Here is a 15,101-nt window from a genome sequence, read left to right on the forward strand (position 1 = left end):
GCCAGTGGTGATCGATCCATTCAGGCCGATCGGGCCTGCGGAACTGCAATGGCCTGCAGCCGGATCATCTGCGACAGATAGGACGCCTTTGCCCGCAGGAAGGCGTGCAGCCGCAGCGGATAGCCCGGAGTGACAGCCTCCTTCACCGATTGCCGTTCGCTCAACGCCTTGCGCCAGGCCTGGACGAGAGGCTTTCCCTCCAGGATGCCGAAATCAACGATCCTGTCGAACGTGTCGAAGTAGCGGAAGATCGGCCCGTAGACGGCGTCGACCAACGAGAAGCGGTCACCTGCGAACCACGGACCGCCCTGCCTTGCCGACAGCTCCGCCTCGACACGCCCAAACATTTCCGACAAGCCGTTGCTTTCCTTGAAGAACGCAGCCTCATCGGCCGCGGAATAGAAGCGGCCTATCGCATTGAGGATGGCCGAGCCGAATTCGATCCAGGCGCGGTGCCTGGCCCTCATGAGCGGATCGGCCGGGTGCAACGGATTGGCCTCCGTCTCCTCGAGGAATTCGAGGATGACGGCCGATTCGAAAATGACTTCCTCCGCGCCATCTCGCCGGACACGAAGCAGCGGCACCTTGCCGAGCGGCGAGATGGCCTTGAACCAGTCCGGCTTGTCGGCAAGGTCAACGTCGACGCGCTCGAACAGCACGCCTTTCTCGGCAAGCGCGATCGCCGCACGCTGGACGTAAGGGCAAAGATGATGGCTGACGAGGGTGAGTCTGGCCGTCATCTCACTCTCCCCAGACATAGTTCAGCGCGCCATCCTCGACGAGGGTCGACAGGAACATCAGGCGCGAGCCCTTCGGTGCCGGGCCTTCGATCCGCTCGCCGCTTTCCATGTCGAAGCGGGCGCCGTGCCATTGGCAGACCAAGGCGCCGTCCTTGCAGTCCAGCGGTCCGCCGAAATGCAGGCAGGCATTGGCCGCGGCGCGGATGCGCTCGCCGCTACGCCAGACATGGACCTCGCGGCCGAAGAAAGGCGCCACCAGGCTGCCCGTCTGCGGAATGTCGGCCACTTTACAGATTTCGTGTTTCATCGGAGAACTCCATATAGATGTAATTGCATCTATATGGATGCATCTGCATCGATCGTCAAGCTTGATGCATTTGCATCTATCGAATAGAATCCCGCCATGACGAAGAAGTCTCCTTCGCCCGAGGCCGTCAAAACCTGGGGCCGCCTGATGAGCGTGTCGCGCCAGCTGGTCGAGAAGACCGAGGACGCCCTGAAGGCCGGCGGTCTGCCGCCGCTTGCTTGGTACGACGTGCTGCACGAGCTCGCCGAGGCGGGTGAGGGCGGCTTGCGCCCCTTCGAGCTGATCGATCGCGTCCTGCTGGCGCAGTACAACGTCTCGCGACTGCTGGCCCGGCTGGAGGCGGATGGCTTGGTGGAAAAGCTGCCCGTCTCGGACGATGGCCGTGGCCAGACCGTGCGCATCACACCCGCGGGGCGGGAGACGCGCCGCCGCCTTTGGGCTGTCTACGGAAAAGCCATATCGGAACTGATGGGCGACAAGCTTTCCGCCAAGGAACTGGAGATGCTGGCCGGGTTGCTTGGGAGGCTGCGCGACGCGCCAATCATGGAATGATTGCCGGCCGACCGGGCCTTCAGGGCAGATGCGAGGCCCAAAGAAACGCGATCGTCGCCAGCGCGCCAAGCGCGACGCGGACCAGATGCATTTTGCCCCATCTGACGATCATTGATCTTGCCTGCGGATTGTCGGCCTCGACCTTCATCGCTTCCAGCAAACGGTTGGTCGGCATCATCACCAGCAGTGTCCATGGCCAGGGCAGGATGATCGCCACTGCGCCGGCCAGAAAGCCAGGTCCTCCGGTTCGCCACCAGGCAATCAGCCCGAGAACGCAGGCGACCATGGCAATGGAAGCCTGCATGGCGGCGCCGCGCTTGTAGGAAGGCTGCCATTCCCGCAGCAATGCCTTGTCGTCAAGGCCAAGCCGCGCCGGCTGCTCCGCAACGCTGACATAGACTGCGGCGCCGGTGAAGGCGGCCGCAATAGCCAAGGCAAACAGACCGGCCCGCATCTCGTCCTCCGGCAAGAGAAGCCATCGGTGAAAAATAGCGCTTGCATGACTGCCGGCAATACGGCATAGAAGCCGAACCGTAACGTACGGTACGCCTGCCGACCGTGGTTAACGTCTCCCGAAGGAAGTGTGTTGCACAGCGTGCCCGATATCGACAACAGCGAAGCGCTGACCGAGCGGCAGCAGGCCGTTCTGGACGCGGCACTTCGCCTGCTGGTCGAGGAGGGCGACAACCTCACCATGACAGCGGTGGCGCGGCGGGCAAGCTGCTCCAAGGAAACGCTCTACAAATGGTTCGGCGACCGCGACGGGCTGCTGACGGCAACGGTGCAGTGGCAGGCCTCGAAGGTGCGTGTGACGCCGGTCGACCGCAAAGGCCTCGACCTTGCTTCGCTGACCGCAAGCCTCGAACGCTTCGCGTCCGACTGGCTGAGGGTGATTTCCAGTGACACGTCCGTCGCGCTGAACCGAGTGGCGGTCAGCCATGCCGGTTCCGGGAAAGATGACCTTGGCGCGATCGTGCTGCAGAATGGCCGCTTCGCGCTGGCCAGGCGCCTGAAGCCGGTGCTCGAAGCGGGACGACAGGCCGGGCTGCTCGACTTCGAGGAAGCCGAGACGGCGTTCCGGACCTTTTTCGGGCTGGTCGGCCGCGACGTGCAGATCCGGCTTCTGCTCGGCGACCGGCTGCAATTGACCGAGGCGGCAATCGGCGGCGACGCCGCCCGCGCGACGCAGCAGTTTCTCGCTCTCTACGGGTCAAAGACCCGGGGGGTAAACAACCGGCCGCAAGGCCTCTGATCTTCAAAACGGGAAGGAAGACGAAATGCGTGTCTATTACGATCGTGACGCCGATCTCAATCTGATCAAGGGCAAGAAGGTCGCCATCATCGGCTATGGCAGCCAGGGGCGGGCACACGCGCTCAACCTCAAGGATTCCGGCGTCAAGGAGATCGCCATCGGCCTGAAGGCCGGCTCAGCGACCGCCAAGAAGGTCGAGGCGGACGGGCTCAAGGTGATGAGCGTGGCCGATGCCGCCAAATGGGCCGACCTGATGATGATGGCGACGCCCGACGAATTGCAGGCCGATATCTACAAGAACGAAATCGCGCCGAATATCCGTGACGGCGCCGCGATCGCCTTCGCGCATGGCCTCAACGTGCATTTCGGCCTGATCGAGCCGAAGGCTTCGGTCGACGTCGTCATGATCGCGCCGAAGGGCCCCGGCCACACGGTGCGCGGCGAATACCAGAAGGGCGGCGGCGTGCCGTGCCTGGTCGCCGTCAACCAGGATGCCTCGGGCAACGCGCTCGACCTCGCGCTCTCCTATGCGTGCGGCGTCGGCGGCGGACGCTCGGGCATCATCGAGACCAACTTCCGCGAGGAATGCGAGACCGACTTGTTCGGCGAGCAGGTGGTGCTTTGCGGCGGCCTGGTCGAATTGATCCGCGCCGGCTTCGAGACGCTGGTGGAAGCCGGCTACGCCCCGGAAATGGCCTATTTCGAGTGCCTGCACGAGGTCAAGCTGATCGTCGACCTGATCTATGAGGGCGGCATCGCCAACATGAACTACTCGATCTCGAACACCGCCGAATGGGGCGAATATGTCTCGGGCCCGCGCATCATCACCGCCGACACCAAGGCCGAGATGAAGCGCATCCTGAAGGACATCCAGACCGGCAAGTTCACCTCGGAATGGATGCAGGAGTACCGCGCCGGCCTGTCGCGCTTCAAGGGCATCCGCCGCATGAACGATAGCCACCAGATCGAGGAAGTCGGCACCAAGCTGCGCGCGATGATGCCGTGGATCGCCAAGAACAAGCTGGTCGACAAGGCCAAGAACTAACGCAATCCACGTTCTTCTGCCTTGCGCGTCCTCGGGCTTCGCCCCGCGGTCGCGCGGGGTGATCGCCAAGAACAAGCTGGTCGACAAGGCCAAGAACTAAGGCGATCCACGTTCTTCCGCCTTACGCGTCCTCGGGCTTCGCCCTGCGGTCGCGCGGGCTGATCGCCAAGAACAAGCTGGTCGACAAGGCCAAGAACTAGGAAGCCTGCGCCAATTCTACCCTGCCGGCCATCTGCCGCGGGTTTCTGCGCTTCCGGTGCTCACGGACTTCAATGTCCGCTCCGCTCCGGTTCTCGAAACCCGCACCAGCTGACCCGGCAGGGCGAATTGTCATCAAGCTTCCGGTCGTGAAACATCAAGCCGGCGGAGCGATCCGCCGGCGTTTTCGCGCTCAGCCATAATGCCAATGCGGTTTCGGCCCGGTGCCGGTGAACTCGACGCCGATGCGGTCCTCGCGGCGCCAGCGGACGATCGCCTTGTAGCCGATGCCGTCGGTCGCCACGTAAAGCAGGAATTCGTCCGGCACGCGCGCCTCGATCGGCACTTTCAGTTCGGCGCCGCCGGGATGCATGTTGCGCACCGTGCACTTGACCTCGGAATTGTTGATGCCGGTCAGGATCGCCGCGCCTTTCAGCACGCGCTGCCTGTGCTTGCCTCTCAACTCGTTCTCAGCCATGGCGGGCACGTCCTAGCGGATCGCGGCTCCGCGATCGTCATGTGGGGGCATCGCATCACCAATAGACGCCCCCGCTAAATTTAAGGTTATTGCCCCGCAGGCGGTTTCTTTCTTGCCGAAAAAGAAACGGCGCCGCGATGGGCGCCGTCTCATTCTTCCTGCCGACGGGCTCAGATATAGGGCGAAATGCACTGCCGGCGCGGGCCATAGTTGGGCTGGAACGTGTTGTCCCAGGCCCGATAGGACCGGTAACGGTCGTAGCACCATTGGACATGGGCCCTGGAGAGCCGCTCAGTCCGGTAGATGCGCCGCGGCTGATAGTACCGCGGATACGGATCATAGTAGTAGGGATCGTAGTAGTTGTTGTAAGCGAGGCTGCCCAGGCCAAGGCCGAGGCCCAGCCCCAGAAGGGCCGCGTCACCACTATCGAAATGCCGATGATGGCGATGATGCCGCCAGCGCCAGTCGTCGCCATCCCAGTTGCGGGAGAAATGACGGCCGCGCCAGTCGCCGCCGCGCCATCTGAAATCGCGGCCGCGCCAGTCGCCACCGCGCCGCCAGCGCCAGTCATACATCTGCGGCGAGTAGTTGTTGCCGCCGGCCCAGCTGTCGCGGACGGGGATGATCGTAGGTGCCGCCGTGCTGGTGGCGGCCGAGAGATCGGGCTGCAGGATCGGGCCGGCGATCGACGGCGCCGTCAGACCCGTCATGAGGCCCAGGGCCACCAGCCCGGAGCCGAGGGAAGACAAGAGCGGTTTCATTTCACTCTCCAAGGAGTAAGGCCCCACGCCCAGAACACCCCGGGAAGAGGCCTATTGATGGGACTTTCCGTCTGAACGGAGGATGAACGGAAAGGTTCCGTCAACTATGACGGATCAACCGTAGCGGGTAGGTAAGGGCTCTTGTCTTCGTACACGCTTGCGGGCAAAGGTCACGGCCATGTCTCTGCGCCTCGCCACCTTCAACGTCGAGAACCTGATGAACAGGTTCGATTTCTCCGGCTATCGCAACCAGCTCAATGAGGACCGAACGCTGGCGCTGTTCGATATCCGGAGCGAGGCTGAGTACAGGCTGCTCGAACAGGCGCGCACCATCGCTCTGTCCGACGACACCCGCCAGCTTACCGCGCTCGCCATAGCCGCGACCCGCGCCGACATCATCTGCATGCAGGAGGTCGACAATATCGAGGCGCTGAAGGCCTTCGAATATGGCTATCTATTCAAGATGATCGGACAGGGCTACCGACAGAAATACACCACCGCCGGCAACGATTCGCGCGGCATCGACGTCGCCGTGATGATGCGCAACGAGACCGCGCAGGGGCAGCCGATCGAATTCGTGCGCATGACCAGCCATGCCTATGTTACGTTCGAGCAGTTCGGCCTGTTCACGCCGGAACTGGCGGCGCTCGGGTATCTGGCCAACGAACGCGTCTTCCGGCGCGACTGCCTGGAAATCGACGTGACGGTTGGCGGCATGCCGCTGACGCTCTATCTGGTGCATTTCAAGTCGATGGGCTCGCCGCGCAACGGGCTCGACGGCCGCGAGGCTACGATGCCGCTGCGCATCGCCGAAGCGCAGGCCGTGCGCCGCATCATCGAGGACCGTTTCGGCAAGGCCCATGCGGCCGACAGACGCTGGGCGATCTGCGGCGACATGAACGACTACCGGCAGCGCGTGAAGATCGAAGGCGACAGCTTCGACGGCTATCGCTTCCAGGTCGTCGACGAAGCCCAGTCCTCGATCAACGTTCTGACCGCCGGCGGCTTTTGCGAAAATGTCGTGGAGCGGCGGCCCGAGATGGACCGCTGGAGTTTCTATCACACGCGCGGGCCGGAGGAGCGGCATCTGTGCCAGCTGGATTACATCCTGCCGTCGAAGGCGCTGGCGGCGAAGAACGCCACCGCGGTTCCGGAGATCATCCGCCGCGGCCAGCCATGGCGCACAGTCTTTCCGTCCGGTCAGGAAGTCGAACGTTTCCCGCGGGCCGGCTGGGACAGGCCGAAGGCCTCGGACCACTGCCCGGTGGTGATCACCCTGGAGATGGCTTGAACCGATGAGTTTCGACCTGCCGCGCAACGTCATCTTGCCGGTCGACGATGTCGACGTGCGGCTCGACCCAACTCCTCATCCCTTCGAACGAGACAACCAGCCAGCGATCGCCGAGAACTGGCGGCGCGAAATGGCGGCGAAGCCGGCGCTCTACGACGGCACGGTGGTGCTGCTTTCGGCGCTGAGCTATCGCGACAGGCGGCTCATCGGCCGCTGCCATGCGGTGAGGTACTCGACCTTCATGCTTTGGCGCAAGAACCGGGAGCTCAGCGGCGCCGAACATGCCTATGCGCATGCCGTGCTGGTCGCCGGCGACAATGCGCTGGTGGCGATCCGCATGGGCTCGCACACGGTGAACGCCGGCTGCGTCTACTTCGCCGCCGGCTCCTTCGAGCCGATCGATTTCCGCGACGGCCTCGTCGATGTCGACTTCAACATGATCCGCGAGGTGAGCGAGGAAACCGGGATCGACCTTTCGGTGGCCCGGCACGGGAGGCGCTACCATGCGCTATCGACATCGAGCGGCACGGTGATCTTCCGCCGTTATCATGTCCCCGAGCCGGCCGACGAGGTTGCCCGGCGCATCGGCGCCTTCGTCGCCGGCGAGAGCGAGCCGGAGATCGAGGGTCCGGTCATTATCCGTAATGCCGATGACCTGCCTGACGGCCTGATGGGTCACATGAAGCCGCTGATCGAATGGCATTTCGCCAACGTGCTGGCCTGACAAGGGTGGCGGCAGGCGAGGCGTTCACTCATGCCTTAGCGCGTCGATCGGGTCGAGCCTTGCGCCGCGCAAGGCCGGGAAGAAGCCGAACACCATGCCGATCAGCGCCGAGAACCCTACGGCAAGCAGGATGACCGCCGGGCTCGGCGCGAAGGGTATCGTCAACGTGACCGAGGCGAGGCCGGCGATCGCCAGTCCGATCAGGATGCCGATGATGCCGCCGAGCAGCGACAGCACCGTCGCCTCGACCAGGAACTGAATCAGGATGTGGTTTTCGTGCGCGCCGATTGCCAGCCGGATGCCGATCTCGCGCGTGCGTTCGGTGACCGATACCAGCATGATGTTCATGATGCCGATGCCGCCGACAAGCAGGCTGACGCCGGCGACTGCGCCCAGCATGCCGGTCATGGTCGTGGTAGCGCTGGCCATGGCGTCGGCGATCTGGGTCATGTCGCGGATCGAGAAATCGGGATCGCGGTCCGGCGTGATGCGGCGCGTGTCGCGCAGGATGTCCTCGACGCGCGGCTGCAGTTCGGTGGTCGGCGTCCTGTCGTCGGCGGCGATGTAGATGTTGTCGATATCGCGGTTGCCGGCGATGCGCCGCTGATAGGCGGCTAAAGGCATGAGCACGACGTTGTCCTGGTCCTGGCCGAAGCCGGTATAGCCCTTCGGCTCAAGCAAGCCGATGATCCTGCAGGAGGTGCGGTTGATCCGGATGGTCTCGCCTTCCGGATCGCCCGCGCCGAAGAATTGCTGACGTACGGTCTCGCCGATCAGGCACACGCCGGCGCCGGCGCGGGTCTCGGAATCGCTGAAGGGACGGCCGGAGACCAGATTCCAGTCGCGCGCGTCGAGATAGGCGCTGTCGGTGCCGGTGACGCCCGACGTCAGGCTCTCCGTGCCGAAGATGACGCGCACCTGCTTCTGCGAGGCCGGCGCGATGGCGCGCGCGCCGCTGAGATGGGCGACCAGCGCTTCAACATCCTTGGCGGCGAGGGGACGCGTGACCTGGTCGAGCCCGCCCGGCCCACCGGGGCCTGCCGGACGGCCGGAGCGGACGACGAGCAGGTTGCTGCCGAGTTTCGAGATGTCGGTCTTGACCTTCTCGGTGGTGCCGGAGCCGATGGTCAGCATGGCGATGACCGCGGCGACGCCGATGACGATGCCGAGCAAGGTCAGGAACGAGCGCAGCACGTTCCGGCGGATCGAAATCAGCGAAAGGCGGACGGTCTCCCAGATCATGCGGCCTCGGCTTTCGCTGTATCTGAAGCGACGCGGCCGTCGAGGAAGCGCACGGTGCGCTCGGCATAGCCCACGACATCGGCCTCGTGCGTGACCATGACGATGGTGAGGCCGAGCTCGGCGTTCAGCCTGGTCAGCAATTCCATGATTTCGTGCGTGCGCGCGGTATCGAGATTTCCCGTCGGCTCGTCGGCGACAAGCAGCATCGGTTTGGTGACGATGGCGCGGGCGATCGCAACGCGTTGCTGCTGGCCGCCCGAGAGCTCGGCCGGCGTGTGATGCTCGCGTCCGACGAGCCCGACCTGGGCGAGCGCCTGCATGGCCAACTCCCGACGCTCGCGAGCGGAAACGCCGCGATAGATCAGCGGCAGCTCGACATTTTCCGCCGCCGTGGTGCGAGGCAGGAGGTTGTAGCCCTGGAAGACGAAGCCGACATAAATGTTGCGCAGCAGGGCGCGGCGGTTGCGGTCGAGCCGGCCAGCATCGACGCCCATGAAGCGGTAGGTTCCGGCGGTCGGCGTGTCGAGGCAGCCGATGATGTTCATGGCCGTCGACTTGCCCGAGCCGGACGGCCCCATGATGGCGACGAACTCACTTCTGCGGATCGCAAGATCGACGCCGGCAAGCGCATGCACGCGCGCCTCGCCCTCGCCGTAGCTCTTCCAGACCTTGTCGAAGGTGATGAGCAGGGGAGCGGACAAGGGTCAGCTCCGCTGCTGCGAGCCGGTGATGACCTCCGCGCCTTCCTCGAGGCCGGACGTGATTTCGGTCAGCTCGCCGTCGGTCGAGCCGATCTTGACGTTGACGGCATGCGCCCGTCCGTTTTCCAGTACATAGAGGGTGCGCGAGCCATCGGTCGGCACCTTGGTCGCCTCGCGCTGCCGGTTGGGGCGGCCCATGCGGCCTGTGAACAAGTCTCGCAGGCTCCAGCCTCGCGCCGCCTGTTCGGCCGGGCGATAGCGGAACGCCGTGGCCGGCACGGTGAGCACGCCCTTGGCCTGCCTGGTCACGACCGCAACCGTTGCGGTCATGCCAGGCCTGAGCAGCAGCTCGCTGTTGTCGACCTCGAGCCGCGCATTGTAGGTGACGACGCCGTCGGTGGTGACGGAGGCGTAAGAGATGTCGCGGATCTCGGCGTCGAAGGGACGGTCCGGGAAAGCGTCGACCGTGAAGCGGGCATGCTGGCCGGGCTTGACCTGGCCGATATCGGCCTCGTCCACCGCCGCCTGCAGCTCCATGTTCCGCAAGTCGGCGGCGATGACGAAGAGCACCGGCGCCTGCAGCGAAGAGGCGACCGTCTGTCCGGGGTCGACCGAGCGCGTGAGCACGATGCCATCGATCGGCGCGTAGATCGTGCTCTTGGCAAGGTCGGTCTGCTGCGCCTTGAGGTCGGCCTGCGCGATGGCGAGATTGGCTTCGGCGCTGTCGAGTGCCGCCTTGGAGCGGTCTCGCGTCGCGGTTGCCGCCTCGAGCGACTGATCCGTCGCCATGCCGCGCTTGGTGAGCGCGCTCGTGCGGACCACCGCGTTCTCGTTTTCCTGCAATGTGACCTTGGCATCCTCGACCGTCGCCGCTGCCGCCTTGGCCGAGGCTGTGGCGCGCTCGATCTGGACCTCGAGCTTGGCGGTGTCGAGCGTCGCCAGCACGTCGCCCTTCTTGACCTGCTGGTTCTCGTTGACCGCGACCGAGCGGACGATTCCAGAAAGCTCGCTGGAGATGTCGACCTGCGTCAGCGGCTGCAGCGTGCCGGTTGCCGATACCTGGACGGTCAGGTCGGCGACCGCCGCCGGTGCGGTCGTGTACTCGATTCGGGGCGGCGAGGCGGCGTTCAACCGGTAGACGCCGATCGCGACCGCCACGACCGCCAGTGCCAGCAGCGTGTAAAGCCAGCCGCGGCGGCGCTTGCGGCTCACGCCTTTGCGGTCGAGCCCGAGGGCGGCTTCGATGGAAGTATCGGATTCTGCGTTTGGCGGATTGACAACCTGGTCCACCCCGGACCCCTATAGCGAAAAATTGATGTCCCTATCCGTGCACAAATCATGCCTTAAGGTTCGAATTTCAAATTAAATTTCCCTCATGTTGGGATTGAGGCAGAAATTCGGGGCGAGGCGGAAGGTTTTCTCGATGGCGCGCAATTACTTGCTTTACGATGTGTTTACGACCGAGCGGTTGGCCGGGAACCCGGTCGCCGTCGTGCTCGACAGCCAAGGGCTCGATAGCGCCGCCATGCAGGCGATCGCGCGCGAATTCAACCTGTCCGAGACGGTTTTCGTGCTGCCGCCCGAAAATCCCAAACACCGCAACCGTATCCGCATCTTCACGCCCGACTATGAGATGCCGTTCGCCGGCCATCCGACGGTCGGTTCGGCTATCGCGCTTACGGAACAAGCAGGCGAAGCGACAGGCATCTTTGTGCTGGAAGAAAATATCGGCCCTGTGCGCTGCGCGGTCAGCAAGCATGATGGCGCCACCTTCGCGGAGTTCGACCTGGCGAAACTGCCGGAGCGCCTGGAACTCGCCGCCGACCCGGAAATGATCGGTGCAGCACTTGGCCTTGGCCCGCACGAGATCGGCTTCGAGAATCACCGCGTTTCCTTCTGGTCGGCCGGCGTGCCCTACGTCACCATTCCGGTCTCCGACCTCGACGCGGCGGCGAAAGTCAGGCTGGACAACCAGGCCTGGTCGGAACTTGCCCCGCGCAAGAGCGAATGGGCCTTCGCCAGCCCCTTCATCTATTGCCGCGAGACGGTGCATCACGACAGCGCCTTCCACGTGCGCATGATCGTGCCCGGCAATCCCTCCTACGAAGATCCGGCGACCGGCTCGGCCGCGGCCGCCTTTGCCGGCGCCATCATGGATTTCGATGCTCCAACGGACGGAATCTCGCAGCTTTGGATCGAGCAGGGACTGGAAATGGGCAGGCCCTCGCGCATCCGGCTCGAACTCAATGTCGACGGCGGAAAATTGGCCTCCGCGCGCATAGGCGGGCACGCAATCAAGGTCGCGGAAGGCAAGCTCCTGGTCTGACGCCTGCGGCCTTTTTTAAGCGGGCATGATCTTTTCCGAAAACTGGAATCCACTTTTCGGGATCATGCCGTGTCGATTTGTCGGGAAATGATCCGGCGGGGCTGGACATCGCCGAAAGCGGCGGCTATATGCGCCGCCGACGCTGGGTTTCCGGCGGTGTGGGTGTGTAGCTCAGTTGGTAGAGCAGCTGACTCTTAATCAGCGGGTCCACAGTTCGATCCTGTGCACACCCACCAAATTTTCCCCTAGATTTAGATGGAAAGTCCCGTCGCTCAAGGCGATTGGCTGCGTGAGCGGCATTGAGATATGAGGGGGCTGGCGGGCTGCTTATGAGCGGGCAACCCGCCATTTGTCCGCGGTATTACTTTTCCGATACACCCGCCTCAGCGAAGCTCGCCATGCGGGCATGGCATTCCAGTGCCGAGCGCACGATGTTGACGGCAAGGCAGGCGCCGGAGCCTTCGCCGAGCCGCATGCCGAGATCAAGCAGCGGCGGCAGGCCTAGGGCTTCGAGAAGGCGGCGGTGGCCGGCTTCGGCCGAGACGTGGGCAGCGATCGTGTGGGCCAGCCCGGTCGGGTGCAGCCTTGCAAGCGGCGCAACCGCGGCGGTGCAGACGAAGCCGTCGAGCAGCACCGGCACGTTATTGTGACGCGCGGCAAGCGTGGCGCCGAAGATCGCGGCGAGCTCGCGTCCGCCAAGTGCCGCAGCGATCTTCAGCGGGTCCGACAGCGAATCGGCGTGGCACTTGATGCCCGCCTCGATGGCCACGACCTTGCGCTGCAGACCTGCGTCGTCGACGCCGGTGCCGCGCCCGGTCCATTTTTCCGCGGCGCCGCCGAAGAGGGCGGTCGAGATCGCTGCCGCCGGCGTGGTGTTGCCGATGCCCATCTCGCCGAAGCAGACGAGATCGAGATCCTTGGACACGGCGTCATAGCCGGCCGAGACCGCGGCGAGGAAGGTCTGCTCGTCCATAGCCGGCACCTGCGTGAAATCGCCGGTCGGGTGGTCGAGATCGAGCGGGATGACATCGAGCTTTGCACCAGCGATACGGGCAAGCTGGTTGATGGCGGCACCCCCGCCGGCGAAATTCGCCACCATCTGTACCGTGACTTCCGACGGATAGGCCGACACGCCCTGTGCGGTGACGCCGTGATTGCCGGCAAAGACGAAGACTTTCACCGCGTCGAGCTTCGGCATGTCGCGGCCCTGCCAGCGGCCCAGCCAGGCGGCGATCGTTTCAAGCCTACCGAGGCTGCCCGGCGGCTTGGTCAGCGTGTCCTGGCGGCGGGCGACCGCATTGGCTGCGGCGTCGCTGCCGGCAGGTAGGTCGAGGCATGCGGCGCGAAGGTCTTCGAGCGATTTGAAGGAAGTTGATTGGGGGGACATGGGGGCAAGGTCTCCGAAAGAGAATCAGGAAAGGCAAACGGAAGCGGTAAGCAGCACCGCAGTTTCGCAGAGCTGCTGCAGCGCGCCGATCGTGTCGCCGGTCTGGCCACCGATCTGGCTGAGGCAAAGCGAGCGGAATGCGGCGAACAAGAGGCCGAGCAGGATGAGCGCCGCGATCGCGCCGCCAAGGCCGAGCGCCAGCAGCGACACGGCGCCAAGCGCTGCCCCGATAGCGGCTGTCTCGAAGGCTACGGTGCCGGCATTCGCTGACAGACCGTCGACGCGGGCCGACGGCAGCAGATGCATGAAAGCGCCGAACAGGCCGCGCGAGGCGGCATGCGCGGCAAGCAGCGCCAGGAAGACATGTCCCGCCCCGGTCAATTCCGAAAGCGCGCTCCAGCGGATGAGCAATGAGATGCCGAGTGCCGCCGCACCGTAGGCGCCGATGCGGCTGTCGCGCATGATCTCCAGCTTCTTCTCGCGTGTCCGGCCGCCGCCGAAGCCGTCGGCGATGTCGGAAAGCCCATCCTCATGCAGGCAGCCGGTGACAAGCATCGTCGCGGCAAGCGCGAGCGCCGAGGCCGGCCTGGCGGCAAGACCCAGGGCGACAGCAATGGCGTAGACAAGCGCGCCGATGATGGCGACGGCGAGACCGGCAAAGGGCGCGGCCCAGATCGCTTCGGCAAGACTGCGGCCGCCGAAATCGCCCGAAGGCAACCTCAGCCTTGTGAAGAAGACAAGGCTGAGGCCGATATCGTCAAGCAATTGCCGAGGCTTGGAGAGACCGCTCATGCGCCCCTCGCAATCGCGTGGAAGAAAGTGCCGCTGACATGGCCGCGCCGGTAGCCCGACGCGCCAAACGGATTGCCCTGGCCGTCGGCAAGGTCGGCCAGCGGCTCGTCATTGCCGGTGGCCGTCATCTGCGCATAGTGGAATTCGTGGCCGCGGATCACGGTCCCTTCGCCTCCGAGCGGGCAGGCGGCGCGCAGGCGGGCCTCGCGATAGCCGAGGTTCATCTTGCGCTTGGCGAAGCTGGTCGAGTGTCCGAGCAGCCCGAGCATTTTATGTGTCTCGCCGTCCGCATCCTCCAGCGTCTCGCCCAGCACCATGAAGCCGCCGCACTCGCCATGCACGGGCTTGGTCGCGGCGAAGCGCGCCATCCCAGCTCTGAAGTGATTGGCGGCAGCGAGCTTGCCGGCATGCAGCTCAGGATAGCCGCCGGGCAGCCAGCAGACGTCGCAGTCTTCGGCAGGCGCTTCATCGGCGAGAGGGGAGAAGGGCACGATCTCGGCGCCCGCGTTGCGCCAATGCCTGGCGACATGTGGGTAGAGGAAGGTGAAGGCGGCATCCTCGGCCAGGGCGATACGCTGGCCGGGTGGCTGTAGTGCGTCGCCGAAGTCGCCAGCCGCCGGTTCGAGCGGCGTCGCCAGCGCCAGGATGGCATCGATGTCGAGCGACTTCTCGACCATGTCGGCCAGCCGGTCGAGATGCGCCATCAGGTTTTCATATTCGCCGGCCTGGACGAGGCCGAGATGCCGCTCCGGCAGGTTGAGCATGGGATCGCGCATGATGGCGCCGACCACCGGCAGTCCGATCGCCTCGATGGCGTCGCCGGACAGCCGCCGGTGCCGCTCGCTGCCCAAGCGGTTGAGCACGACGCCGGCCATGCGCACATCCGGATCGTAGGTCGCAAAACCCTTGGCGACGGCGGCCGCCGTGGTCGACTGTCCGGAGACGTCGAGCACCAAAAGCACCGGCAGGCCGTAAAGCCGGGCCAGATCGGCTGCGGAGCCCGATCGTCCCTCCGGCGCGGGAATGCCGTCGAACAGGCCCATCGCGCTTTCCAGGATGACGTATTCGGCATCGTCCGCCGCCTGCGCGGCCAGTGCGTTGAGCAGGGAAGGCGACATCGCCCAGCTGTCGAGATTGACGCCGGACAGGCCCGTGGCGGCGGCGTGGAAGCCGGGGTCGATATAGTCCGGTCCGGATTTCGCGCCGCGCACCTTCAGCCCGCGCCGGGCAAGCGCGCGCAGCAGGCCGATGGTGACGCTGGTCTTGCCCGAGCCGGAGCGCGGCGCGCCGATGATGATCGCGCGG

General features: G+C 64.8%; 17 protein-coding genes and 1 tRNA gene. 7 read left to right on the top strand and 11 right to left on the bottom strand.

Translation table 11 applies throughout. From position 1 onward, the window contains the following. Nucleotides 1–20 precede the first annotated feature (20 nt). Nucleotides 21–740, bottom strand: a complete 720-nt coding sequence (locus DH10_RS13495) for a glutathione S-transferase family protein (RefSeq protein WP_192245476.1) — start codon at nt 738–740, stop codon at nt 21–23. Nucleotide 741: 1 nt separating this feature from the next. Next, nucleotides 742–1,047, bottom strand: a complete 306-nt coding sequence (locus DH10_RS13500; protein ID WP_192245474.1) for a Rieske (2Fe-2S) protein — start codon at nt 1,045–1,047, stop codon at nt 742–744. Between the two features lie 96 nt (nt 1,048–1,143). Here DH10_RS13500 and DH10_RS13505 point away from each other — a divergent pair, with 96 nt between their 5' ends. Beyond that, nucleotides 1,144–1,599 carry a MarR family winged helix-turn-helix transcriptional regulator gene (locus DH10_RS13505; protein WP_192245472.1) on the top strand — a complete coding sequence of 152 codons (456 nt, stop codon included), beginning with the start codon at nt 1,144–1,146 and terminating at the stop codon, nt 1,597–1,599. A gap of 19 nt (nt 1,600–1,618) precedes the next feature. Here DH10_RS13505 and DH10_RS13510 read toward each other — a convergent pair whose 3' ends face one another. Beyond that, nucleotides 1,619–2,053, bottom strand: a complete 435-nt coding sequence (locus DH10_RS13510; RefSeq protein WP_192245470.1) for an anthrone oxygenase family protein — start codon at nt 2,051–2,053, stop codon at nt 1,619–1,621. A gap of 129 nt (nt 2,054–2,182) precedes the next feature. Here DH10_RS13510 and DH10_RS13515 point away from each other — a divergent pair, with 129 nt between their 5' ends. Together DH10_RS13515 and ilvC are read left to right on the top strand one after the other, a co-directional pair. Beyond that, nucleotides 2,183–2,851, top strand: coding sequence for a TetR/AcrR family transcriptional regulator (locus DH10_RS13515; protein ID WP_192245468.1), 669 nt, complete (start codon nt 2,183–2,185; stop codon nt 2,849–2,851). Nucleotides 2,852–2,876: 25 nt separating this feature from the next. Continuing rightward, a complete protein-coding gene (gene ilvC / locus DH10_RS13520; RefSeq protein WP_192245466.1) occupies nt 2,877–3,896 on the top strand; it encodes a ketol-acid reductoisomerase in 1,020 nt (339 codons plus the stop codon). Between the two features lie 391 nt (nt 3,897–4,287). Here the strand turns inward: ilvC and DH10_RS13525 are convergent, their stop codons facing one another. Both DH10_RS13525 and DH10_RS13530 read right to left on the bottom strand, forming a co-directional pair. Next, entirely contained in the window at nt 4,288–4,572 is a 285-nt protein-coding gene (locus DH10_RS13525) for a PilZ domain-containing protein (protein ID WP_192245463.1), read from the bottom strand. Between the two features lie 170 nt (nt 4,573–4,742). Next, entirely contained in the window at nt 4,743–5,333 is a 591-nt protein-coding gene (locus DH10_RS13530; RefSeq protein ID WP_192245461.1) for a BA14K family protein, read from the bottom strand. A 178-nt stretch (nt 5,334–5,511) separates the two neighbouring features. On the opposite strand from DH10_RS13530, the gene DH10_RS13535 reads away from it, so the two are divergent. Both DH10_RS13535 and DH10_RS13540 read left to right on the top strand, forming a co-directional pair. Continuing rightward, entirely contained in the window at nt 5,512–6,624 is a 1,113-nt protein-coding gene (locus DH10_RS13535) for an endonuclease/exonuclease/phosphatase family protein (protein ID WP_192245459.1), read from the top strand. 4 nt (nt 6,625–6,628) lie between these two features. Beyond that, nucleotides 6,629–7,348 (top strand): hypothetical protein, encoded by a 720-nt coding sequence (locus tag DH10_RS13540; protein WP_192245457.1) that lies wholly within the window; start codon nt 6,629–6,631, stop codon nt 7,346–7,348. A gap of 24 nt (nt 7,349–7,372) precedes the next feature. Here DH10_RS13540 and DH10_RS13545 read toward each other — a convergent pair whose 3' ends face one another. Genes DH10_RS13545 through DH10_RS13555 form a run of 3 tightly spaced genes read right to left on the bottom strand, consistent with a single transcriptional unit; the run spans nt 7,373 to nt 10,581 of the window. After that, complete coding sequence (locus tag DH10_RS13545) at nt 7,373–8,590, bottom strand: ABC transporter permease (RefSeq protein WP_192245455.1); 1,218 nt, start codon at nt 8,588–8,590, stop codon at nt 7,373–7,375. Beyond that, complete coding sequence (locus tag DH10_RS13550; protein ID WP_192384794.1) at nt 8,587–9,291, bottom strand: ABC transporter ATP-binding protein; 705 nt, start codon at nt 9,289–9,291, stop codon at nt 8,587–8,589. The genes DH10_RS13545 and DH10_RS13550 overlap by 4 nt, the downstream gene beginning before the upstream one ends. Before the next feature lie 3 nt (nt 9,292–9,294). Continuing rightward, entirely contained in the window at nt 9,295–10,581 is a 1,287-nt protein-coding gene (locus tag DH10_RS13555; protein WP_192245451.1) for an efflux RND transporter periplasmic adaptor subunit, read from the bottom strand. Nucleotides 10,582–10,714: 133 nt separating this feature from the next. On the opposite strand from DH10_RS13555, the gene DH10_RS13560 reads away from it, so the two are divergent. Further along, complete coding sequence (locus DH10_RS13560; protein ID WP_192245449.1) at nt 10,715–11,617, top strand: PhzF family phenazine biosynthesis protein; 903 nt, start codon at nt 10,715–10,717, stop codon at nt 11,615–11,617. 160 nt (nt 11,618–11,777) lie between these two features. Continuing rightward, nucleotides 11,778–11,853 (top strand) — tRNA-Lys (locus DH10_RS13565). 125 nt (nt 11,854–11,978) lie between these two features. Here DH10_RS13565 and cobT read toward each other — a convergent pair. From cobT to DH10_RS13580, 3 genes are all read right to left on the bottom strand, one after another. Beyond that, complete coding sequence (cobT, locus tag DH10_RS13570) at nt 11,979–13,004, bottom strand: nicotinate-nucleotide--dimethylbenzimidazole phosphoribosyltransferase (RefSeq protein ID WP_192245447.1); 1,026 nt, start codon at nt 13,002–13,004, stop codon at nt 11,979–11,981. Nucleotides 13,005–13,028: 24 nt separating this feature from the next. Further along, nucleotides 13,029–13,796 (bottom strand): adenosylcobinamide-GDP ribazoletransferase, encoded by a 768-nt coding sequence (locus DH10_RS13575; protein ID WP_192245445.1) that lies wholly within the window; start codon nt 13,794–13,796, stop codon nt 13,029–13,031. Beyond that, nucleotides 13,793–15,101 (bottom strand): cobyrinic acid a,c-diamide synthase CobB (locus tag DH10_RS13580; RefSeq protein WP_192384795.1); only part of this gene is annotated, 1,309 nt, incomplete at its 5' end. The genes DH10_RS13580 and DH10_RS13575, both read right to left, overlap by 4 nt.

The organism is Mesorhizobium silamurunense (assembly GCF_014843825.1).
Classification (GTDB): domain Bacteria; phylum Pseudomonadota; class Alphaproteobacteria; order Rhizobiales; family Rhizobiaceae; genus Mesorhizobium; species Mesorhizobium silamurunense.

What these genes read in the sequence shown, in the direction of transcription:
- DH10_RS13495 (WP_192245476.1), bottom strand. Translation starts at nt 740, where the DNA reads ATGACGGCCAGACTCACCCTCGTCAGCCATCATCTTTGCCCTTACGTC.
- DH10_RS13500 (WP_192245474.1), bottom strand. Translation starts at nt 1,047, where the DNA reads ATGAAACACGAAATCTGTAAAGTGGCCGACATTCCGCAGACGGGCAGC.
- DH10_RS13505 (WP_192245472.1), top strand. Translation starts at nt 1,144, where the DNA reads ATGACGAAGAAGTCTCCTTCGCCCGAGGCCGTCAAAACCTGGGGCCGC.
- DH10_RS13510 (WP_192245470.1), bottom strand. Translation starts at nt 2,053, where the DNA reads ATGCGGGCCGGTCTGTTTGCCTTGGCTATTGCGGCCGCCTTCACCGGC.
- ilvC (WP_192245466.1), top strand. Translation starts at nt 2,877, where the DNA reads ATGCGTGTCTATTACGATCGTGACGCCGATCTCAATCTGATCAAGGGC.
- DH10_RS13525 (WP_192245463.1), bottom strand. Translation starts at nt 4,572, where the DNA reads ATGGCTGAGAACGAGTTGAGAGGCAAGCACAGGCAGCGCGTGCTGAAA.
- DH10_RS13530 (WP_192245461.1), bottom strand. Translation starts at nt 5,333, where the DNA reads ATGAAACCGCTCTTGTCTTCCCTCGGCTCCGGGCTGGTGGCCCTGGGC.
- DH10_RS13535 (WP_192245459.1), top strand. Translation starts at nt 5,512, where the DNA reads ATGTCTCTGCGCCTCGCCACCTTCAACGTCGAGAACCTGATGAACAGG.
- DH10_RS13540 (WP_192245457.1), top strand. Translation starts at nt 6,629, where the DNA reads ATGAGTTTCGACCTGCCGCGCAACGTCATCTTGCCGGTCGACGATGTC.
- DH10_RS13545 (WP_192245455.1), bottom strand. Translation starts at nt 8,590, where the DNA reads ATGATCTGGGAGACCGTCCGCCTTTCGCTGATTTCGATCCGCCGGAAC.
- DH10_RS13560 (WP_192245449.1), top strand. Translation starts at nt 10,715, where the DNA reads ATGGCGCGCAATTACTTGCTTTACGATGTGTTTACGACCGAGCGGTTG.
- cobT (WP_192245447.1), bottom strand. Translation starts at nt 13,004, where the DNA reads ATGTCCCCCCAATCAACTTCCTTCAAATCGCTCGAAGACCTTCGCGCC.
- DH10_RS13575 (WP_192245445.1), bottom strand. Translation starts at nt 13,796, where the DNA reads ATGAGCGGTCTCTCCAAGCCTCGGCAATTGCTTGACGATATCGGCCTC.